The 21,592-nt window shown below is 61.4% G+C and carries 16 protein-coding genes and 1 pseudogene; 4 read left to right on the forward strand and 13 right to left on the reverse strand.

The features are described from left to right. Positions 1-34 precede the first annotated feature (34 nt). Entirely contained in the window at positions 35-232 is a 198-nt protein-coding gene (locus SERRSCBI_RS02280) for a hypothetical protein (protein WP_232230733.1), read from the forward strand. A gap of 172 nt (positions 233-404) precedes the next feature. Here the strand turns inward: SERRSCBI_RS02280 and SERRSCBI_RS02285 are convergent, their stop codons facing one another. From SERRSCBI_RS02285 to SERRSCBI_RS02300, 4 genes and pseudogenes are all read right to left on the reverse strand, one after another. Further along, positions 405-1,394: a DUF4238 domain-containing protein gene (locus tag SERRSCBI_RS02285; RefSeq protein WP_042785632.1), complete on the reverse strand. Its 990-nt coding sequence runs from the start codon at positions 1,392-1,394 to the stop codon at positions 405-407. 206 nt (positions 1,395-1,600) lie between these two features. After that, positions 1,601-2,065: an anaerobic ribonucleoside-triphosphate reductase-activating protein gene (nrdG, locus tag SERRSCBI_RS02290; protein ID WP_042783552.1), complete on the reverse strand. Its 465-nt coding sequence runs from the start codon at positions 2,063-2,065 to the stop codon at positions 1,601-1,603. Between the two features lie 168 nt (positions 2,066-2,233). Further along, positions 2,234-4,372, reverse strand: a complete 2,139-nt coding sequence (gene nrdD / locus SERRSCBI_RS02295; protein ID WP_042783554.1) for an anaerobic ribonucleoside-triphosphate reductase — start codon at positions 4,370-4,372, stop codon at positions 2,234-2,236. Positions 4,373-4,616: 244 nt separating this feature from the next. Further along, positions 4,617-5,532 (reverse strand): annotated as a pseudogene (locus SERRSCBI_RS02300) (LysR family transcriptional regulator). Positions 5,533-5,638: 106 nt separating this feature from the next. On the opposite strand from SERRSCBI_RS02300, the gene SERRSCBI_RS02305 reads away from it, so the two are divergent. Continuing rightward, complete coding sequence (locus SERRSCBI_RS02305; RefSeq protein WP_042783555.1) at positions 5,639-6,163, forward strand: NAD(P)H-dependent oxidoreductase; 525 nt, start codon at positions 5,639-5,641, stop codon at positions 6,161-6,163. A 28-nt stretch (positions 6,164-6,191) separates the two neighbouring features. Here the strand turns inward: SERRSCBI_RS02305 and treC are convergent, their stop codons facing one another. The 3 genes from treC to treR form a co-directional block, all read right to left on the reverse strand. Next, a complete protein-coding gene (gene treC, locus SERRSCBI_RS02310) occupies positions 6,192-7,856 on the reverse strand; it encodes an alpha,alpha-phosphotrehalase (protein WP_042783556.1) in 1,665 nt (554 codons plus the stop codon). Positions 7,857-8,053: 197 nt separating this feature from the next. Next, positions 8,054-9,469, reverse strand: a complete 1,416-nt coding sequence (treB, locus tag SERRSCBI_RS02315) for a PTS trehalose transporter subunit IIBC (RefSeq protein WP_004933394.1) — start codon at positions 9,467-9,469, stop codon at positions 8,054-8,056. Positions 9,470-9,598: 129 nt separating this feature from the next. Next, positions 9,599-10,546, reverse strand: coding sequence for a trehalose operon repressor TreR (gene treR, locus SERRSCBI_RS02320; RefSeq protein WP_042783558.1), 948 nt, complete (start codon positions 10,544-10,546; stop codon positions 9,599-9,601). Between the two features lie 450 nt (positions 10,547-10,996). Here treR and mgtA point away from each other — a divergent pair, with 450 nt between their 5' ends. Next, a complete protein-coding gene (gene mgtA / locus SERRSCBI_RS02325) occupies positions 10,997-13,678 on the forward strand; it encodes a magnesium-translocating P-type ATPase (RefSeq protein ID WP_042783559.1) in 2,682 nt (893 codons plus the stop codon). A 267-nt stretch (positions 13,679-13,945) separates the two neighbouring features. Continuing rightward, entirely contained in the window at positions 13,946-16,336 is a 2,391-nt protein-coding gene (locus SERRSCBI_RS02330; RefSeq protein ID WP_042783561.1) for a beta-N-acetylhexosaminidase, read from the forward strand. 29 nt (positions 16,337-16,365) lie between these two features. Here SERRSCBI_RS02330 and SERRSCBI_RS02335 read toward each other — a convergent pair whose 3' ends face one another. From SERRSCBI_RS02335 to pyrI, 6 genes are all read right to left on the reverse strand, one after another. Beyond that, on the reverse strand, positions 16,366-17,094 hold the full coding sequence (locus SERRSCBI_RS02335; protein WP_015376453.1) for a proteasome-type protease: 729 nt from the start codon (positions 17,092-17,094) through the stop codon (positions 16,366-16,368). 75 nt (positions 17,095-17,169) lie between these two features. Further along, entirely contained in the window at positions 17,170-17,964 is a 795-nt protein-coding gene (locus SERRSCBI_RS02340; protein ID WP_004933384.1) for a transglutaminase family protein, read from the reverse strand. Then, positions 17,961-18,887, reverse strand: coding sequence for an alpha-E domain-containing protein (locus tag SERRSCBI_RS02345; RefSeq protein ID WP_042783563.1), 927 nt, complete (start codon positions 18,885-18,887; stop codon positions 17,961-17,963). Before SERRSCBI_RS02345 ends, SERRSCBI_RS02340 begins: the two co-directional genes overlap by 4 nt. Next, positions 18,881-20,317 (reverse strand): circularly permuted type 2 ATP-grasp protein, encoded by a 1,437-nt coding sequence (locus SERRSCBI_RS02350; protein WP_042783564.1) that lies wholly within the window; start codon positions 20,315-20,317, stop codon positions 18,881-18,883. Before SERRSCBI_RS02350 ends, SERRSCBI_RS02345 begins: the two co-directional genes overlap by 7 nt. 260 nt (positions 20,318-20,577) lie before the next feature. Continuing rightward, on the reverse strand, positions 20,578-20,964 hold the full coding sequence (ridA, locus tag SERRSCBI_RS02355; protein ID WP_004933379.1) for a 2-iminobutanoate/2-iminopropanoate deaminase: 387 nt from the start codon (positions 20,962-20,964) through the stop codon (positions 20,578-20,580). A 159-nt stretch (positions 20,965-21,123) separates the two neighbouring features. Next, the gene (gene pyrI, locus SERRSCBI_RS02360) at positions 21,124-21,588 is read right to left on the reverse strand and encodes an aspartate carbamoyltransferase regulatory subunit (protein WP_033641690.1); all 465 of its coding nucleotides are present in this window, start codon (positions 21,586-21,588) and stop codon (positions 21,124-21,126) included. Between the last annotated feature and the right edge of the window lie 4 nt (positions 21,589-21,592).

A 21,592-nucleotide genomic window follows, 5' to 3' on the forward strand; every position in this document is an offset into this window, starting at 1 on the left:
CTGATGAGTGGCCCGATGCTGTCTCAAGGAGGAGATGGAAATGGAACAGCGGAATAAACCTGAAATGGACGTAGAGGCGATGTTGCTGGAGCACGCATTGCGTGAAAGGGTGGATGCCGCCCTTGAACGCTTAAAAAACGGCACCGCGGTTTATCTAAGCCATTCGGGGGCAGAAAAACGAATGGCTATATTTAAAGCGAAAATATGGGGGCGTTATCGGCGAGGGTGTTGAGGGGGATTAGCTCTGAGTCGAACAGGTAGTTTCTAGGGATAGAACAGAATATTAGCTGGTGGGCGACCTTGGGTGAAGGGCGGACCTAGCATTATTAGGCTCTGTGTCATGTGGCATAGGTGATAAACATAAAGTAAAAATGCAGCGATTTACCTTGAACTCAATCATGTGTTCATAAAAAAGAGTTCTTTTTGTTATAACGCCGCCCTATGTGTTTTTTAAGAGACAGAATGATACTCTCAGTATTTCCTATAATGTGCACCATAGCTTGGGTTGCCATTTTAGTATTGAGTTCATTAACGGTAACTTCATCAACATGAGTTTTTCCAGTAGCGAACCGTTTAGAGTCACAAATAATATAGGCTATATTTGGTGAAATTGGATAGTAAAGATCAGCGTACTCAGGCGCGATGAGATCCGTCTCTGAAACGCATGAGTGCACGTTGACGATAGGATGATCGGATGTGATGAAAGGTTGCCCCGTATCGTTTAACAATAAAGAATGCCCGTTATCGTGGCGGCTTGAATATAAGCTCCATCCTATACTCATCCCAAACATATAGCTTATAAACCACCATGCATGCTCCATCGCGTCGGCCACCTCAATTTCAAGAGTATTGCGGCGAGGTTGGACTCGAAGTACACAATCCCTGAAAGGCTTCGTACGAGTGATTTGATGACCAAAGAACATCATGAATTCTATCATGCGCTGTTTATTCTGCAGTATATCGAGCTGCCCATCAGCGAGTGCGTCTAATATTGGTAGTGCCTTATATTCGTGAGAAGAATGGAGATTCTCCATCAGGTTGCACTTCGAGGCGTGTATAAATGCTTCGGCCTCCTTATCTTGAGCGCCGGAGATATTATATAACTTTTCTAGGCTTTGCATCTTGAGAATGTCTTTGAGGTACGCCATGTGTTGTTCATGTAGATGAGCGGGGCTGTTTCTGGAGAGGGATTTAATTATTTCAACATGCCGACTAGTAAGTGTCGTAGTTTTGTAGAAATAGTCGTCCGCAACTATTGCTCGTACGCTGTCATTGGCAATCTTTCCCGTCTTAGTTGTATAGGAAACATTTTTTGTACCGTTGCCCCAGCGGGTGAGGTAGTTCGCCCATACATAATGATGTCTTTTCTTGGCTTCGAGGTCTTTTCGTGTCATTGGCATCTATCCCATAGGCGTTTTATTGAATAAATTCTCAGTATACGGGCATATAGTCAAGCCAGTGATTTGTTACTGGTGCTTATTATATCAACGAAGTTAACAATGTCCGCTTTTGGCACAAAGCAGCCCGTCAGATTGACTCTGTGCCATTGCTGTATCAGGTCGAACTTGGGCCAACACATCTTGCGATGAGCACTATCAACTCATCGCAACCTATGCACCACCTGGTTGCTGCTGCCGCGCCAGATCAGCGCCGGGTCTTTCAAATCCTGCACGAACTTGCCATCGATCAGTACGTTGATCCTGTCCACCACCTGCATTTGCTGTGCGTCCAGCTCCGCCAGCCGGTAGCCGGTCCACAGCCAGATATCCTTGCCGGGGCACTCGGAGCGCACCCGTTTCACCAACTGCAAGATGCTCGGCACGTTGGCCGGGTGCAGCGGATCGCCACCGGAGAGCGACAACCCCTGGCGCGGCACGCGCGTATCGTTCAGATCGGTGATGATGCGGTCTTCCAACTCCGGGGTAAACGGCTGGCCGGAGTTGAGCCGCCAGGTGCTTTTGTTGTAGCAGCCGGGGCACTGGTGCACGCAGCCGGCGACAAACAGCGTGCAGCGGGTGCCGGGGCCGTTGACGACGTCGATCGGGTAATACTGGTGATAATTCATGTGAGGCCTGCCCATCAGGCTATTTTACTGGCCATTTTGCCTCCGGGCAGTGCTCCCAATCCTTACGTACTGCGTGTACGCTCCGGTTGGTGCGCGCTGGCCGAAGGCAAACTGGCGGCGACAATCACGCCTGATGAACAGGCTTCTGCCTAGGCTGCACGGCGCTTTTCAGCCGAGCTGCCCGTTGCCGAGGTGTTTCACCCGGCGTTTCACCTCTTCCTGCTTGCCGGCGTTGAACGGCCGGGCATCGGGGCTGCCGAGATAGCCGCACACCCGGCGGGTGACCGAGACCTTGGCCGAGTCGTGGTTGCCGCATTTCGGGCAGGTGAAGCCTTTGCTGGTGCAGGAGAATTCACCGGTGAAGCCGCATGCGTAGCACTCGTCGATCGGCGTGTTGGTGCCGTAGTAAGGCACCCGGGTGTAGCTGTAGTCCCACACGTCTTCCAGCGCCTTCAGGTTGTGCTGCAGGTTCGGGTACTCGCCGTAGCAGATGAAGCCGCCGCTGGCCAACGGCGGGTAGGGCGCTTCGAAGTCCAGCTTGTCGTACGGATTGACCTTCTTCTCCACGTCGAGGTGGAAGCTGTTGGTGTAATAGCCCTTGTCGGTGACGCCCGGCACCACGCCGAAATCGGCGGTGTCCAGCCGGCAGAAGCGATCGCACAGGTTCTCGCTCGGCGTGCTGTAGAGGCTGAAGCCGTAGCCGGTTTCGTCCTTCCAGGCGTCGACGGCGGCGCGCAGCCGCGCGACGATCGCCACCGCTTTGGCGCGCAGCGCCTCGTCGTCATACACGTGGTTTTTGCCGCCGAACAGCGCGTTGATGGTCTCGTGCAGGCCGATATAGCCCAGCGAAATCGAGGCGCGGCCATTCTTGAAGATATCCGCGATGTTGTCGTCGGCCTTGAGCCGCACGCCGCAGGCGCCTTCCATGTACAAGATTGGCGCCACCCGCGCCTTGATGCCTTCCAGCCGGGCGATGCGCGTCATCAGGGCCTTTTTCGTCAGCTGCAGGCGCTGATCCAGCAGCGCCCAGAAGCGCGACTCATCGCCCATCGCCTCCAGCGCGATGCGCGGCAGGTTGAGGCTGATGACGCCGATGTTGTTGCGGCCGTCGTGCACCAGCTCGCCGTCCTGCTCGTAGGTGCCGAGGAAGCTGCGGCAGCCCATCGGCGTTTTGAACGAGCCGGTGACTTTCACCACCTGATCGTAGTTGAGGATGTCCGGGTACATGCGCTTGCTGGCGCACTCCAGCGCCAGCTGCTTGATGTCGTAGTTCGGGTCGCCGTACTGGTGGTTGAGGCCATCGCGGATGGCGAACACCAGTTTGGGGAACACGGCGGTCTTGCGGTTTTTGCCCAGCCCGGCGATGCGGTTTTTCAGGATCGAGCGCTGGATCAGGCGCGATTCCCAACTGGTGCCGAGGCCGAAGCCGAAGGTGACGAACGGCGTCTGGCCGTTGGCGGTGTGCAGGGTGTTGACCTCGTACTCCAGCGACTGGAAGGCGTCGTAACACTCTTTCTCGGTGCGCGCCATGGCATAGCCTTTGGCGTCCGGGATCTGCCATTCTTCCGCCACCTGCAGGTGTTTGCGGAAGCTCTCGTCGACGAACGGCGCCAGGATTTCATCGATGCGGTTGATGGTGGTGCCGCCATAGATATGGCTGGCGACCTGGGCGATGATCTGCGCGGTCACGGCGGTGGCGGTGGAGATCGACTTCGGCGGCTCAATCTCGGCGTTGCCCATCTTGAAACCGTTGGTCAGCATGCCTTTCAGATCGATCAGCATGCAGTTGAACATCGGGAAGAACGGCGAGTAGTCGAGATCGTGGTAGTGAATTTCGCCGCGTTCATGGGCCAGCACCACGTCGCGCGGCAGGATGTGCTGCTTGGCGTAGTGTTTGGCGACGATGCCCGCCAGCAGGTCGCGCTGGGTGGGGATCACTTTGCTGTCCTTGTTGGCGTTTTCGTTCAGCAGCGCGCGGTTGCTTTGCTCGACCAGGCCGCGAATTTCCTGATTCAGGCGGCCGCGCAGCTCGCGCGCCACGTCGCGATCGTGGCGGTATTCGATATAGGCGCGCGCCAGCTGTTTGTATTCGCCGGCCATCAGCTGGTTTTCCACCGCCTGCTGGATCTCGTGGATATCGACGCGCGGCTGCTGCTCCATGCGCTGAGCGACCACGCGGGCGACGGTGGCGCAGTAGTCGGCATCGACCACGCCCACCGCCAGCGCGGCGCGCTCGATGGCCTGCGCAATGCGCGCTTCGTCAAAAGGTACCTGGCAACCGTCCCGCTTAATCACTACTGGTTTCACGTTGTACTCCTTGTTCCCCGAGGGAGCGTTCATACCCGCCTGGCGTGGCGAGTAACCGTCAAATTTCGCTTATCCACAGGGCAAAGCCGCAGCGCGCAAGGGCTGTGGCGGCGTGTGGATGATTTTGTGGATAACTACTATATATAGGTGTTCGCAATTCTTAATGCACTATATATAGATATCGGCGCGATTCTTTTGATGTAGAACAAGGAAAACGGAAGAGCGTGCGCAAGCTGAACAGTCGTCAATCGCCCGCCGGCCGATCGCGAAAATGTTCCAGCAGAAAATCGACCCAGACGCGCACCCGCGGCGGCAGATCCGCCGAAGCGTAATAGAGCCACAGCTGCACCGGGCGCGGCCAGCATTCCGCCAGCACCGGCCGCAGCGTGCCCTGCTCGAAGTGCTTCTCGACGTACCAGCGCGCCAGGTTGACGATGCCCAGCCCGGCCAGCGCCGCATCCAGCAACATCTCCGGGCGGCTGGCCACCAGCCGGCCGTTCAGATCCAGCGCCAGCGTTTCGCCCTGATGGCGCAGCTGCCATTTGACGTGGCGGCCGTTGGCCGGGTTGCGGTGCAGCAGGCAGTCGTGCTGCAGCAGATCGTGCGGCGTTTGCGGTTCACCGCGCCGTGCCAGATAGTCGGGCGACGCCGCCAGCACCATGTGCATCGGGTAGAGCGGGCGGGCCACCAGCCGGCTGTCGGGATCGACCCGGCTGCCAATGCCGACGTCGAAACCTTCGCCCACCAGATTCACCACCCGGGCGTCCAGCGACAGATCGAGATCGATCTGCGGGTAGCGCGCCAGAAATTGCGGGATCAACGGCATCAGCATCCGGCGGCCGAAGCCGGGGATCATCGTGACGCGCACCACGCCGGCCGGCGCCTGCCGTTCGCCGCCGGCGCTTTCCAGCGTCGTCGCCAATGCCTGCCACAGCGGCGCTACCTGCGCCAGCAGCGCTTTGCCCTCGTCGGTCAGCAGCACGTTGTGGGTGTTGCGCTGAAACAGCCGCAGCGCCAGCTTCTCTTCCAGCGCGCGGATGTTTTTTGCTGACCGCCGCCGGCGTCACGCCTAACTGGCGAGCGGCGGCGGAGAAATTTTGCGCCTGCGCGGCGGCGAGGAAGGCCGGCAACAGGCGGTGTACGTCAAAGGGCAGCGACATAGTGGTTGATACTTTCAGTTGAAATTGAAGTGACCTCTGACAGCCTACACCCGCCGCGGCGGAAATGGAAAAATGCCTCATCTTCTTTACGTTCGAGGAATCATGTATGTCGCGCATTTTAGTGTTAACCGCCCACCGCACCCCCGACGAGTCGCGCATTAATAAGGCGCTGATCGAGGCCGTACGCCCGCTGCCCAACGTGACCGTTCACGAACTGATCCGCGCGTATCCGGATTACCGCATCGACGTGGCGCGCGAACAGGCGCTGCTGCAGAGCCATGATGCGGTAGTGATGCTGTTCCCGTTTTACTGGTACAGCTCACCGGCGATCCTCAGCGAATGGCAGGATGCGGTATTAACCTACGGTTTTGCCTACGGCAGCGAAGGCACCCAACTGCACGGCAAGCCGCTGCAGCTGGTGGTGAGCACCGGCGGCGACGCACAGGCTTATACAGCGCAAGGATACAACCGTTACCCGGTGCAGGATCTGCTGCTGCCGTTCCACGCCATGGCCAACCTGACCGGCATGGATTATCTGCCGCCGCATCTGGTGCAGGGCGTGAGCGACATGAGCGATGAGCAGTTGGCGCAAGAGGCCGCCGGCGTGGCGGCGCTGCTGGGGAAATGGTAGGGCGCAGCGTTCGCCGCGCCCTGCGGGGTCAGTCTTCGAGCAGCCACCACACCGCTTCGAACGGCCGCAGCGTCAGCGCCTGCGGCTGGTCCGCCGAATCGGTGTAGTTGCTCATCAGCGGGCGCCATTGCGCGGAGGCTTCCACGCCTTCCGCCGCCCAGGCCAGCGGTTCGCGGCTCAGGTTGGCCGCCACCAGCAGGCGCTGGCCGTTCCAGCTGCGCTGATAGCACCACAGCGCCGGGTGTTCCGGCGCGAGATCCTGATAGTCGCCGTGGGTCAGCAGCGGATACTGCTTGCGCAGGGTGATGAGCTGGCGATAGGCGTAAAACACCGAGTCGAGATCGGCCAGCGCCGCGTCGGCGTTGATCTGCGGGTAGTTCTCGGCGCAGCCGATCCACGGCGTGCCGGTGGTGAAACCGGCGTGCGGTGCGGCGCTCCACTGCATCGGCGTGCGGCCGTTGTCGCGCGATTTGTCGGCCAGGATCGCCAGCAGCTCGGCGTCGCTGCGGCCCTGGGCGCGCAGTTCGGCGTACATGTTCAGGCTTTCCACGTCGCGATACTGCTCGATGGCGCGGAAGCCGGGGTTGGTCATGCCGAGTTCTTCGCCCTGATAGATATAAGGCGTGCCCTGCATGCCGTGCAGCACCATCGCCAGCATTTTGGCGGCCGGCACCCGCAGTGCGCCTTCATCGCCGAAGCGCGACACGATGCGCGGCTGATCGTGATTGCACCAGAACAGCGCGTTCCAGGCGCGGTTATGCATCCCTTGCTGCCAGTGGCGGAAGATCTGCTTCAGTTCCACGTAATCCGGCGCCGCCCGCGTCCATTTTTCACCGCCGGCGTAGTCCACCTTCAGGTGGTGGAAGTTGAAGGTCATCGACAGCTCTTCGCCGCTCTGCGCCGCGTAGCGCTGGCAATGCTCAAGCGTGGTGGAGGACATCTCGCCCACCGTCATCAGGCCGCGCGGCTGAAACACGTCGCGGCTCATCTCCTGCAGGAACTCGTGGATGCGCGGGCCGTCGGTGTAGAAGCGGCGGCCGTCGCCCTGGCTGTCGGACGGGAAGTCCTGCTGTTTGGACACCAGGTTGATCACGTCGAGGCGCAGCCCGTCGACGCCTTTGTCCGCCCAGAACTGACACACTTTCTTCAGCTTTTCGCGCACCGGCGGGTGTTCCCAGTTGAGATCCGCCTGCTCGGCGGCGAACAGGTGCAGGTAGTACTGGCCGCTGTCGGCGTGCCACTGCCAGGCGTTGCCGCCGAACTTGGAGCGCCAGTTGTTCGGCGGCGTTTCACCCTCGCCGTCGCGCCAGACGTAGAACTGACGATACGGGCTGTGGCGATCCTGCGCGGCCTTGAACCACGGGTGCTCGGTCGAGGTGTGGTTGAACACCATGTCCATCACGATGCGGATGCCGCGCTGGTGGGCGGCGGCGACCAACTGCTCGAAGTCTGCCATCGTGCCGTAAGCCGGATCGATGGCGCAGTAGTCCGCCACGTCATAGCCGTTGTCCACCTGCGGCGATACGTAGACCGGCGTCAGCCAGATCGCATCCACGCCCAGTTCCTGCAGATAGTCCAGCCGCCGGGTCACCCCGGCCAAATCGCCGTAGCCGTTGCCGGTGCTGTCCTGAAAACTCTTCGGATAAATTTGGTAGATGACGCCGTTCTGCCACCAGGGGGTTGGGTTGCTCATAACTGGATACCTTTGAATCGTGACAACAGGCCCGTACCCTTCATCTTTCAAACTGCAGCGTTGTTGGCTGCTGGCGCTGCACCCCAGTCACTTACTTGAGTAAGCTCCTGGGGATTTGCACCCTTGCCGCCTAGCTACAGCTCGAAAGCTATAGGGTATTTCCGGCCCCTACATTCATGTTGCGTATTTTGCGTCAATCAAACCGGCAGCTCGCCGCGGGCGGCCTTGCGTTTGTAGACCATGATGGTCAGCACCAGCGGGATGACGATCGCCACCAGAATCGCCAGCGAATAAATCAGCCAGAACTGCGGCTTGATAGACAGAATGCCCGGCAGGCCGCCGACGCCGATGCCGTTGGCCATCACGCCGTCCAACCCGCAGATAAGGCCTGCGATCGCGGAGCCGATCATCGCGCACAGCATTGGGAAGCGGTATTTGAGGTTGATGCCGTACATCGCCGGTTCGGTCACGCCGAGGTAGGCGGAGATCGCCGCCGGCACCGAGATTTCACGCTCGTTGGCCTTGCGGCTGATGATGATGATGCCGAGCACCGCCGAGGCCTGCGCGATGTTGGACAGCGCAATCAGCGGCCACACCGGGGTGCCGCCCATGCTCTGGATCATCTGCATGTCGATAGCCAGCGTGGTCTGGTGCACGCCGGTGATCACCAGCGGCGCATACAGGAAGCCGAACAGCGCGGCGCCCACCGGCGCGAAGCTGCCGGTCATCACCGATTTCACCGCCCAGGCAACGCCGTCGCCGATCATGCGGCCGAACGGCCCGATCAGCGCGTGCGCCAGGAACACCGCCAGCAGCAGCGAAACCACCGGCACCACCACCAGATAGAGATAGTCGGGAACGATCTTTTTCAGCCGGGTTTCGATCCAGCCCAGCGCCATGCCCGCCAGGATCGACGGGATCACCTGCGCCTGATAGCCCACTTTCTGGATCACGAACCAGCCGAAGTTCCACACTTCCGGTGTTTGCTGGCCGAGCAGGTAGGAGTTCATCAGCTGCGGCGACACCAGGGTGACGCCCAGTACGATGCCGAGCACCGGGGTGCCACCCATCTTTTTCACCGTCGACCAACAGATGGCCACCGGCAGGAACATGAAGATCGCTTCACCGAGCAGCCACAGGAAGTCGTAAACGGTTTTCCACGCCGGGTGCATCTGCGCCAGCGTTTGGCCGCCGGACATCGGGATGTCGCCGATCACGTTGCGGAAGCCGAGGATCAGACCGCCGCTGATCAGCGCCGGCAGCAGCGGGAAGAAGATCTCGGCGAAGTGGGAGATGGTGCGCTCGGTCCAGGTCATGTTCTGGCGCGCGGCCACCTTGGCCTGTTCCTTGTCGGCCTCGTTGACGCCGGTGCTGGCGATCAGCGCCTGATAGTAGTCGCCGACGTCGGTGCCGATCACCACCTGGAACTGCCCGGCGTTGGTGAAGCAGCCTTTGACCATCGGCAGCTCTTCGATTTCTTTGGGGCTGGCCTTGCTGGGGTCATTGAGGACGAAACGCAGCCGGGTAATGCAATGGCTGACGGTGGCGATGTTCTCGCGGCCGCCGACCAAAACAATCAGGCGATCAATATCCTGCTGTTTTACTTTGCTCATTATGGGATACCTGCAGAGGTGTTGACTGAGTAATGATCAAAGCTTAGCCACTCGGCTTTTTGAATGAAATGGGAACGTTCCCGGTTTGGGGCGAGGATCACAAAATGACGAAAAATGGTCAACTTCCGATCAGGAAAGTTTGCTGGGCACCACCAGGCGGCGGATCCCCTGCTCGCCGCTGAGCTGCGCCAGCAACTGCTGCGCGGCCAGCAGGCCGGCGCTGCCGTAGCCGAACTCCACCGACAGGGTGTCGGGGAACAGGAAGCTGAGCAGCGGGGTGTTGCCGATGGCGCATACCTGGATGGCGCGCGTCGGCTGTTGTTGCAGGTATTTGATCGCCCCCAAGGCGATGCTGTCGGAGGCGCAAATCAGCGCGCTGGTGTGCGCGTCAATCACTTCGGCGGCGTGCTGGAAACCGCTCTGGTAGCTCAGTTCGCCCAGCGTGGCGCGCGGCGTGAGCGTGAGGCGTTCACAGGCGTCGAGATAGGCCTGATAGCGGCGCTGGCCGGTGGTGGCGTCGCTGAGCTGCACCCCCAGATAGCCGATATGCCGATGCCCTTGCTGATACAGGCGATCCATCAACAGGTTCACCGCGCCGGCGTCGTCGTAGCAGACGGACGAGAAGCCGTCGTATTCGCGCACCATCACCACCATTTTTTCCTGCCACGGCTTGAGCATCGCCGCGGTCAGGCCGGTGAAGCCGAACAGGATCACGCCGTCGACGTTGCGCTGATGCAGTACGTGCAGATGCTCCTGCACCAGGCGGGTTTCGAACTGGCTCTCCATCACGATCGGATCGAAGCCTTGCTGATACAGCAGCGGCAGCATGGTGCGCACCGCCTGGTTTTCCGACGGCGAGTCGAGACGGGAAACGATGATGCCCACCACTTTGTCGCTTTGGCCGCGCATGGCGCGCGCCGACTTGGAGGGGGTAAACCCTTGCTGACGGATCACCGCTTCCACCCGTTCACGGGTTTGCGGGCTCACGCTGCCTTCATTGTTCAGCACGCGTGAGACGGTGGATTTGCCTACGCCGCTCAGGCGCGCGATGTCCTTGATGGTCAGCCGGTTTTGCATGGTTTACTTTTCGTTGAGGTGGACAGGCGTAACATAAAGGCCTGTAAAACAATGCCCGTCAGCATAGCTCATTTTCCGACGCGGATCTTGATGCAAAACGGGATTGTGACATTGCGATGAACGGCCGCTCCTGCCGCTCTGTTTTTCCCTTTACCGGAGGTTATTCCCCATATGGACCCCGACCCGACTGCTTTAGACACTCACTCGGTTCTCCGGTAAAACCTCTCCGCCTGGCGCTGCTGTTTTACCGGTGAAGTACATCACGGTAACCGGTAGCGCGCGCTTCGTCGTTCGCTCCTGCTGCTGAAAAAAAGAATAAGGATCTGCGTTGGCAGAGGCTTTTTGGCGCACCCGCCATCCGCCCGGCCGATGACGATCCCCGTTTACCCGCTGCCGTGAGGCACCGGGCGACGAGGTGCGACCCATGAAACTGAAAAAACCCCCCGTCAGCTGCTGGGCCTGTTCGCCCGCAGCCTCCCGCGCCGTTTGGTGCGCCGCGACAGCCTGCTGGACAGCGTCGGCGGCGCTGCGCGCGACATGCCGGCCGGCCTGGCGCAGCAGCGGCTGGAATGCGCCGCCGCAGAAACGATGCAACTCTTTGAGCGTTTTCACAGCCATCCGGAAGGCATCACCGCCCATGAGGCGGAACAGGTGCGCCAGCGCTGCGGCGAGAACGTCATCGACGATCAGCAGAAAGAGGCCTGGTGGCAACACCTCTGGCACTGCTACCGCAACCCGTTCAACCTGCTGCTGACCGCGCTCGGCATGATCTCTTACGCCACCGAGGATCTCACCGGCGCCTTGGTGATCGCGCTGATGGTGCTGATCTCCACGCTGCTGAATTTCATCCAGGAGGCGCGATCCAACCGGGCGGCCGACGCGCTGAAGGCCATGGTGAGCAACACCGCCACGGTGATCCGCAGCGATGCGCTCACCGGCAAGAGCGAGCACGTGGAGCTGCCGATCGCGCAGCTGGTGCCGGGCGACATCATCAAGCTGGCGGCCGGCGACATGATCCCGGCGGATCTGCGCGTGCTGTCGGCTAAGGATCTGTTCATCAGCCAGGCGGCGCTGACCGGCGAATCGCTGCCGGTGGAAAAATCCGCGGCGCCGCAGGCGTTGGCTGCCGATCCGCTCGACTGCCAAAACCTGTGCTTCATGGGCACCAACGTGGTCAGCGGTACCGCGCTGGCGATGGTGATCGGCACCGGCGGCGGCACCTATTTCGGCCAGCTGGCGCAGCGCGTCACCAGCCAGGATGAGCAGCCGAACGCCTTCCAGAGCGGCATCAGCAAGGTCAGCTGGCTGCTGATCCGTTTTATGCTGGTGATGACGCCGATCGTGCTGCTGATCAACGGCTACACCAAGGGCGACTGGTGGGAGGCGGCGCTGTTCGCGCTTTCGGTGGCGGTCGGGCTGACGCCGGAGATGCTGCCGATGATCGTCACCTCGACGCTGGCCAAAGGGGCGGTGAAGCTGTCGCGCCAGAAGGTGATCGTCAAACGGCTGGACGCCATCCAGAACTTCGGCGCGATGGACATTCTGTGCACCGACAAGACCGGTACCCTGACCCAGGACAAGATCGTGCTGGAGCGCCATACCGACGTGTTCGGCGCCAGCAGCGAGCGGGTGCTGCGCTACGCCTGGCTGAACAGCTTCTACCAGACCGGGCTGAAAAACCTGCTCGACGTGGCGGTGCTGAGCTGCGCGGAGCAAAATCAGCAGCCGCAGGCGCTGCAAAACTACCGCAAGGTGGATGAGATCCCGTTCGACTTCGTGCGCCGCCGCATGTCGGTGGTGGTGGCCAAAGACAACGAGTATCACGAGCTGGTATGCAAGGGCGCGCTGGAAGAGATGCTGGCGATTTGCAGCCACGTGCGCCACGAAGACGAGGTGATCCCGCTGAGCGAGGCGCTGCTGGCGAGGATCCGTCGCATCACCGACGATCTCAACCAGCAGGGGCTGCGGGTGGTGGCGGTGGCCAACAAGATCCTGCCGGCGCAAACCCATGAATACGGCGTGGCGGACGAGTCTGATCTGATCCTCGAAGGCTACGTCGCCTTCCTCGATCCGCCGAAGGAAAGCACCGCACCGGCGCTGGCGGCGCTGAAACAGAACGGCGTCACGGTGAAGATCCTCACCGGCGACAACGAGCTGGTGGCCGCCAAAGTGTGCCGTGACGTCGGGCTCGAGGCCGAGCACCTGCTGCGCGGCAGCGAGATCGAGCAGATGGACGACGAGCAGCTGGCGCAGGCGGCGGCGCGCACCACGGTGTTCGCCAAGCTGACGCCGCTGCACAAGGAGCGCATCGTCAAACTGCTGCGCCGCCAGGGGCACGTGGTGGGCTTTATGGGCGACGGCATCAATGACGCGCCGGCGCTGCGCGCGGCCGATATCGGCATCTCCGTCGATTCGGCGGTGGACATCGCCAAGGAAGCGGCGGACATTATCCTGCTGGAAAAAAGCCTGATGGTGCTGGAGCAGGGGGTGATCGAAGGGCGCCGCACCTTCGCCAACATGCTGAAATACATCAAGATGACCGCCAGCTCCAACTTCGGCAACGTGTTCAGCGTGCTTATCGCCAGCGCCTTCCTGCCGTTTCTGCCGATGTTGCCGCTGCACCTGTTGATTCAGAACCTGATGTACGACATCTCGCAGATCGCCATCCCGTTCGATAACGTCGACGACGATCAGATCACCCAGCCGCAGCGCTGGAACTCCGCCGATCTGGGGCGGTTTATGGTGTTCTTTGGGCCGATCAGTTCGATCTTCGACGTGCTGACCTTCAGCCTGATGTGGTGGGTATTCAAGGCCAACACGCCGGAAATGCAAACGCTGTTCCAGTCCGGCTGGTTCGTGGAAGGGCTGCTGTCTCAGACGCTGATCGTGCACATGATCCGCACGCGCAAAATTCCGTTTATCCAGAGCCGCCCGTCCTGGCCGCTGTGCATCATGACGCTGGCGGTGATCGCCACCGGCATCGGCCTGGTGTTCTCGCCGCTGGCCGGCTTCCTGCAGCTGCAGGCGCTGCCACTCGGTTACTTCCCGTGGCTGGTGCTGATCCTCGCCGGTTACATGGTGCTGACCCAGTGCGTGAAAGGCTGGTTCGTGCGCCGCTACGGCTGGCAATAACCCGTTCTCCCCCTCCGGCCGGGAGGGGGCAACTGTGATCCCGTCCGCTTTTTCACCGCAACGGTTGGACATCTGTTCTGTGCTGAGTCTTTATCTACAGCGTTGGCTGTTTTCCCCTGCGCCTTTCAAGCCACCGCGTTGTTGGCTGTACGCCCGCCCCCCAGTTACTTAGCAGACCTAAGCGCCTGGGGATGCGGGCGCTTGCCGCCTAGCGGTGGTTTGAAATTCATTGGGGATATTTTGTTTTTTTCCTCTGAGGAATTTCCGATGCACAGACCTTTCCGTTATACGCTACTGGCTTCATCGTTATGGTTTTCTTGCGGCGCGCTGGCGCAGCCGGCTGGCGATCTGCCGCTGATGCCCTGGCCGCAGCAGGTTGACGTGACGCAACCTGCGGGCAAACTGATTTTGGATCACCGGCTGTCGTTAAGCCTCCAGGGCGATGATTTGGGCGACGCGCTGCCGCGCTGGCGCCAGCGCATCGAGTTGCAGACCGGCTGGACGCTGGCGCCGAGGGAAGAAGCAAACGGCGCGGCGATCAAGGTGGTGATCAAGGATCGGGTGGCGGCGCAGCCGCTGCCGGGCAGCGATGAGAGTTACCGGCTGGCGGTCACGCCGCAGGGCGCCACGCTGACCGCCAACACCCGCTTCGGCGCGCTGCGCGGCATGGAGACCCTGCTGCAGCTGCTGCAGACCGATGGGCAAAACACTTTCCTGCCATTGGTGGATATTCGCGACGTGCCGCGTTTTCCGTGGCGCGGCGTGCTGCTGGATTCGGCGCGCCATTTCCTGCCGCTGCCGGACATTCTGCGCCAGCTCGACGGCATGGCGGCGGCCAAGCTCAACGTATTCCACTGGCACCTGACTGACGATCAGGGCTGGCGCTTTGCCTCCGAGCATTACCCCAAATTGCAGCAGCAGGCCAGCGACGGCCAGTTCTACACCCGTGAGCAAATGCGGCAGGTGGTGGCTTACGCCACGGCGCGCGGCATTCGCGTGGTGCCGGAGATCGACATGCCGGGGCACGCCTCCAGCATCGCGGTGGCCTATCCCGACCTGATGAGCGCGCCGGGGCCGTATAGCATGGAGCGCGAGTGGGGCGTGCATAAGCCGACGCTCGATCCGACCCGCGACGAGGTGTATCAGTTTGTCGATACGATCGTCGGCGAGCTGGCGGCAATCTTCCCCGATCCTTATCTGCACATCGGCGGCGACGAAGTGGACGCCAGCCAGTGGCGGGCGTCGCCGTCGATTCAGGCGTTTATGCAGCAGAACGGGCTGGCGGATACCCATGCGCTGCAGGCCTACTTCAACCAGAAGCTGGAAAAAGTCCTCGAGAAGCACCAGCGGCAGATGGTCGGCTGGGACGAGATCTATCATCCGTCGCTGCCGCGTTCGATCGTCATTCAGTCCTGGCAGGGGCAAGACTCGCTGGGCGCCAGCGCGCAGGACGGCTATCAGGGCATTCTCTCCACCGGTTTCTATCTCGATCAGCCGCAAAGCACCGCCTATCACTACCGCAATGAAATTCTGCCGCAGCCGCTGGGGGTCGAAACGGCGGTGCAACCCGGCGAGCAGGCGCAAAGCTGGCGTTTCAGCATGCCGCGCCTGAAGGGCAGCGCGGTGGAGGGCAGTTTCACGTTAATCGAGGGCAAGCAGGGCTGGCGCGGCTTTATCGATTTCAACGGCAAATCGCGCCGCGCGGTGCACGATATCGTCTGGCGCACGCCGCAGCAGGTGACGTTCCGCGTCGATACCTGGATGGGCGACACGCGGCCGGTGTTTACGCTGCAACAGGACAAGCTCAGCGGCTATACGTTGGTCGGCAACGTGCGTTACCCCACCCAGGGCGAGAAACTGGCGGCGGCGCCGGCGGGCAAGATGCCGGTGGTGCCGGATGAGAAGGGGCAGGCCAAGATCCTCGGCGGGGAAGCGGCGCTGTGGGCGGAAAACGTGCGTGCGCCGCTGATCGATCTCAAGCTGTGGCCGCGCGCCTTTGCGGTAGCGGAGCGGCTGTGGTCGGCGCAGGACGTCACCGATGAGAACAACATGTACCGGCGGCTGGCGGCGATCGACGCCTGGTCGGTGGTGTCGGTCGGCCTGCAGCAGCACGCGGAAACGGCGCGCGAATTCACCCGGCTGAGCAACAGCGTGCAGATCGTGCCGCTGCAGATCCTGGCCGAGGCGGTGGAGCCGGCGCAGTATTACACCCGCCAGCACCTGAAGTTCCAGGCCGGCAACTATCATCAGTTCGAACCGCTGAACCGCTTTGCCGATGCGCTGCCGCCGGAGAGCGAGGCGGTGCGCGCCATGCATGCGCAGGTCGCGGCTCTGCTGAAGGATAAGCGCGATAAGGCGACGGCGCAGGCGCTGCGCGAACGGCTGCAGCGCTGGCAGGCGAACGGCGCGGCGTTGCAGACGGCGATCGCGGGCAACCGCACGCTGCGGGAGCTGGCGCCGGTGGCGCAGGACGTCGATGCCCTGGCCGCATTGGGGTTAACGCTGCTGGAGCGGTATCAGCAGGACAAACCGCTGAGCCGAGCAGAGGCAGAACAAGCGCAGCGCCGGCTGGATGCGGCGGCGCAGACGCGCGACGAAGTGGTGATTGCGGCGGTGTACCCGCTGGAGGCGTTGCTGCGGGGGCTTCAGCCGCAATGAGGCGGACGGGCTCGTGTGAGCCCGGATCCCTACAGCTGCAGCGGCGGCAACTGGGTGAAAATGCTGACCAGCCCTTCGCCCCAGCCCTTGCGGATGGCGCTGAAGTACGGATGGTCTTCGGTAATGCGGTATTGCCGGGCATGGCTGAAGCTGTCGCGCGGGTAGATCATCACGTCGAGCGGCAGCCCGACGGACAGGTTGCTGCGCAGGGTCGAATCCAGTGAAATCAGCGCGCATTGCATCGCTTGTTCCAGCGGCGTGTCGTAGTGCAGCACCCGGTCGATGATCGGTTTGCCGTATTTGCTTTCGCCTATCTGAAAATAGGGCGTGTCGCGGGTGGCTTCGATAAAGTTGCCTTGCGGGTAGATATGGAACAGCCGCATCTCTTCCCCGCTAATTTGGCCGCCGAGCAGCAGGTTGCAGCTGAAATCGGTGGTGCTGCCGCTTTGCTGCGCCTCGCTGTCGCGCTGGATCACCTCGCGCACCGTTTCCCCCACCAGCGTGGCGGCGTCGTAGAGGCTGGGAGCGTTGAGCAGGTTGGGGCGTTCGGCGTCCTTGCTGCGGTGCAACAGCAAACTGATGATGCTCTGGGTGGTCGCCAGGTTGCCGGCGCTTTGCAGCACCAGCGTGCGATCGCCGTCCTGTTGGAACACGTGCAGTTTGCGGAAGGTGGAAATATGGTCCACCCCGGCGTTGGTGCGCGAATCGGACGCAAAGACCAGCCCGGACGACAAACGCATGGCCACACAGTAGGTCATACTACAATCCCTCAAAACAAGACCGGCACGCCGCCAACGCGCAGCGTGCCCGAAACATTTTCCATCGGCAAGCGGCTACTGGCCGGTTGGCATCATTTGTACGGCGGCGATGGCGCTCATGTCTTCGCAGCCGCCGCCCAATCGCATGCCGCGCACCGGGCAGGCGTCCAGATAATCGATGCCGACCGCCAGCTTAAGGTGCTGATTCGGCATGCGCGTATTGTTGGTCACGTCGAAGCTGTGCCAGCGCTCCTCCACCCACACTTCCGCCCAGGCATGGGTGGCGACATGGGTCGAGTCTTCGCTGTACAGGTAGCCGCTGACGTAGCGCGCCGGGATGTTCAGGCTGCGGCAGCAGCTCAGGAAGACATGCGTATGATCCTGACACACGCCGCTGCCGGCGGCGAAAGCCTCGGCGGCGCTGTCGGTCACGCGCGTGGAGCCAGGGCTGTAAGGCATTTTCAGCAGCAGTTCGCCCATCAGATGTTCCAGGCCGCTCAGCACCGCCTGCGGTTGATGATAACGCAGGGCGAAGGCCTGAATGGCGTCATCGGGCTGGGTCAGCGGGCTATGGCGTAGAAATACCAGCGGCGACAGGTGCCCGAGCGCCCGATCTTCGACGCCGTCTTCAATCTCCACTTCCCCGAGCACCCGAATGGTGATGGCCTGATGCGGTTCATCGAGCGTCAGCACGTGTAGTACGTTGCCGAAGGCGTCGGTGGTGCGCACCGCGTCATCCGGCAACGACAGTTGCCAGGAGAGGATGCGCTGATGCGGCGAATCCTGCGGCGTCAGCCGCAGATATTGGGTGCTGCGCTGCACCGGCTGGGCGTAGCGATAATGGGTGTTGTGCTCAATATTCAGTTTCATTGCGCCTCCAGATAAGTGTGATGGATGCTTTCGGCGATGCCGTTCACCTGGCCGAGAAAGGCGCTCAACCACTCGCCCAGGCCTATCTTGTTCAGGTCCTTCATGCTGCTGAAGCGCAGCTCGGCATGCAGGGTGTGCGCCAGACGTCGCGGTTGGTTGGCGCCGCCGCCGATCAGTTCCAATTGCTGCACCATGTCGCCGACGCAGGCCAGCAGTGAACGCGGGATTTCATTGCGCAGAATCATCAGTTCGGCGATGGTCTCGCGGCTCAACGGCTGCTTGTAGATGCTGTGGTAGGCTTCGCGCGCGCTCACCGCCCGCAGCAGCGTGTCCATGCGGTAATATTCGCGCACCGGGTCGCCGTCGATGTCCATCAGCGTGTTCTTCACCTCCAGCAGACGGGCGGTGCCGTCGGCCCGCTCCAGCAGGGTGCCGAGACGGATAAAGCGCATGGCGTCGCTGCGCAGCAGCGTGCCGAACATGGCGCCGCGAAACAGATGGGCGCGCTCCTTCACCCAGTCGAAGAAGGCATCGGCGCCCACCGAGCCGATGCCCTGGCGGCTGATCAGTTTCATCTCTATCCAGGTGGCGTTGATGCACTCCCAGACTTCGGATGACAGGCTGCCGCGCACCGCATGGGCGTTGTTCCAGCCCATTTGCAGGCAGCTGAAGATGCTGCTGTGGTTACGGTTGTCGAGCGCGAAGAAACTGACCAGATTGGGCATCGTCAATTCCGGGTAGGCGGCGGCATACAGCTGGCCGGTGCCGGTCAGGTTGAGCGGCACCTGCAGATCCTGATCGCCGCCGTCGCGGATCGGCATCATCGACAGCTTGTTGGTGACGTCCAGCACCCGGGCGATGCTTTCCGCCCGCTCCAGATAGCGGGCCATCCAATAGAGTTCACTGGCGGTGCGGCTCAGCATAGGTCGTCCTCCAATACCCAGGTGTCCTTGGTGCCGCCGCCCTGCGACGAGTTCACCACCAGCGAACCTTCCGCCAACGCCACCCGGGTCAGGCCGCCGGGCACCAGGCGGATCTCCGCGCCGCTGAGGGCGAACGGCCGCAGATCGATATGCCGCGGCGCCAGACCATCGTTGACGAAGGTCGGGCAGGTGGACAGCGCCAGCGTGTTTTGCGCAATGTAATTCTGCGGGCGAGACAGCAGCAGAGCGCGGAAGCGGGCGAGCTCGTCCTTGCTCGCCGTGGGGCCGATCAACATGCCGTAGCCGCCGGCGCCGTGCACCTCTTTCACGACCATCTGTTCGAGGTTGGCCAGCACATACGACAGTTCGTTTTTATGTCGGCACTGCCAGGTCGGCACGTTGTTGAGGATCGGTTCCTCTTGCAGGTAGAAGCGCACCATATCCGGCACGTAGGGGTAGATCGATTTGTCGTCGGCCACGCCGGTGCCGATGGCGTTGGCCAGCACCACATTGCCGGCGCGATACACCGACAGCAGCCCCGGTACGCCGAGCAGCGAGTCCGGCCGAAACGCCAGCGGATCGAGGAAGGCGTCGTCCACCCGACGATAGATCACGTCCACTTTGCACGGCCCGGCGGTGGTGCGCATGAAGACCGCGCCGTCCTTGACGAACAGATCGGCGCTTTCGACCAGCTCCACCCCCATCTGCTGCGCCAGGAAACTGTGCTCAAAATAGGCGCTGTTGAAGCGGCCCGGCGTCAGCACCACCACGGTGGGATCGTTGATGGGCGAGCTTTCGCGCAGCGTTTGCAGCAGGTGCGACGGGTAGCGCTCCACCGGCGCGATGCGTTGCCGGGCGAACAGTTCCGGATAGAGACGCATCATCATTTTGCGATTTTCCAGCATGTAAGAGACGCCGGACGGGGTGCGCAAGTTATCTTCCAGCACGTAGTATTGGCCGTCGCTGTTGCGGACCATGTCCACGCCGACGATATGCGCATAGATATCGCGATGCAGATCAACGCCTTGCATACAGGGTTGATACTGATCGTTGGCCAGCACCTGCTCCGCCGGAATGAGGCCGGCCTTCAGAATATGCTGCTGGTGGTAAATGTCATGCAGGAAGGCATTGAGCGCCTGTACGCGCTGGCGAATGCCGCGATCGAGCATCGCCCATTCGGCGGCCGGAATAATGCGCGGCACGCTGTCGAACGGGATCAACCGCTCGGCGCCGTCATCGTCGCCGTAGACGTTGAAGGTGATGCCCACCCGGTGAAACAGCAGCGCAGCCTCTTCCCGCTTGCGTTGCACGGCCTGGTGATCGGCCTGCTGCAGCCATTGCCAGTAGGCGTCGTAGTGGCCACGGTGTTTTCCCTCAGCCAGAAGCATCTCATCAAAAAACGGTGAAGCGGAAAGATTGATATTCAGCATCGTCACCTCGTCGACATTGCAGGCTGTCAATCAATCGAGCATAAAACGTGCCAAGGCGATAACGGGCGAAAATGGCGCAGAGCGAGGCTACCGCGGCGAAAAACGCCCGTTCGCGGTGCAGGTCTGGCGTGACGACGCCTTAATATAGGGCGAAAAGGCGGCGGCGGTGAGCGCTAAAGGCGCAGGGACGGCAGGCTGTCGGGGCAGAGCAGAAATAAAAACGGCCAGCCGAAGCTGACCGTCATTCGCGTGCGCGTCGATTAACGACGCACGGCGATGGCTTCGATTTCGATCTTCACGTCTTTCGGCAGACGCGCCACTTCCACGCAGGAACGGGCCGGGAACGGCGCGCTGTGCTCGGTGAAGAAGGCTTCGTACGCGGCGTTGACGGTGGCGAAGTCGTTCAGGTCTTTCACGAACACGGTGGTTTTCACGATGTCGGCAACGATCAGGCCGGCGGCTTCGACGATCGCTTTGACGTTTTCCAGTGACTGGCGCGCTTGAGCGGCAACGTCGTCGGCGACGGCGCCGGTTTTCGGATCGACCGGGATCTGGCCGGAAGTGATGATCATGCTGCCCAGATCAACGCCCTGCACGTAAGGACCAATGGCTGCCGGGGCGAGTTCAGTGCTGATGTTACGTGACATGTTTTCTCCTGATAAACCCGTTGTCTTTCACGCCGCCGCGCGGTCGGCCGCAGCGTAAAATTCGGTGGGTAGCAACGTGGGTAGAGTGATTTTCAGAGGACCCATTATAGGGCGTCACCGGGAGAATAACAGCGCCATCTCCCGGCGCCCATGCCGGGATTAGTCCGCCTGCAGCACCACCTGATGCTCGAACTCTTTTTCGCAGTAGCGGCACTTCAGGTGTACTTCACCGTCGCGCGATTTGACGCTGAAGCTCGACGCCACCGGCTCGCTGCGGCTGATGCAGTTGCCGTTCGGGCAGGTCAGCACGCCGTCGATGTGGTCCGGCAGGCTGAGGGTCAGCTTGCGCACCACTTCATAGTTGTCGATGCGATTCACCGTGGCCTTCGGCGCGTACATCGCCAACTGGTTGGCCTGCTGCTCGGTCAGGAAGGTGTTCTCGATCTTGATCAGATCCTTGCGGCCCAGCTCGTTGGAGGGCAGGTTCAGGCCGATGGTTATGCGCTGGTCGGTGGCGGTCAGCTTGAACAGCGTCAGCAGCTTGAAACCGATCTGCGCCGGAATGTGGTCGATCACCGTGCCGCATTTGATCGCTTCGACCTGCAGTTTGTTGTCGTGAGTCATGGCG

It is taken from the genome of Serratia sp. SCBI (assembly GCF_000747565.1).
In the GTDB taxonomy this organism is placed as follows: domain Bacteria; phylum Pseudomonadota; class Gammaproteobacteria; order Enterobacterales; family Enterobacteriaceae; genus Serratia; species Serratia ureilytica.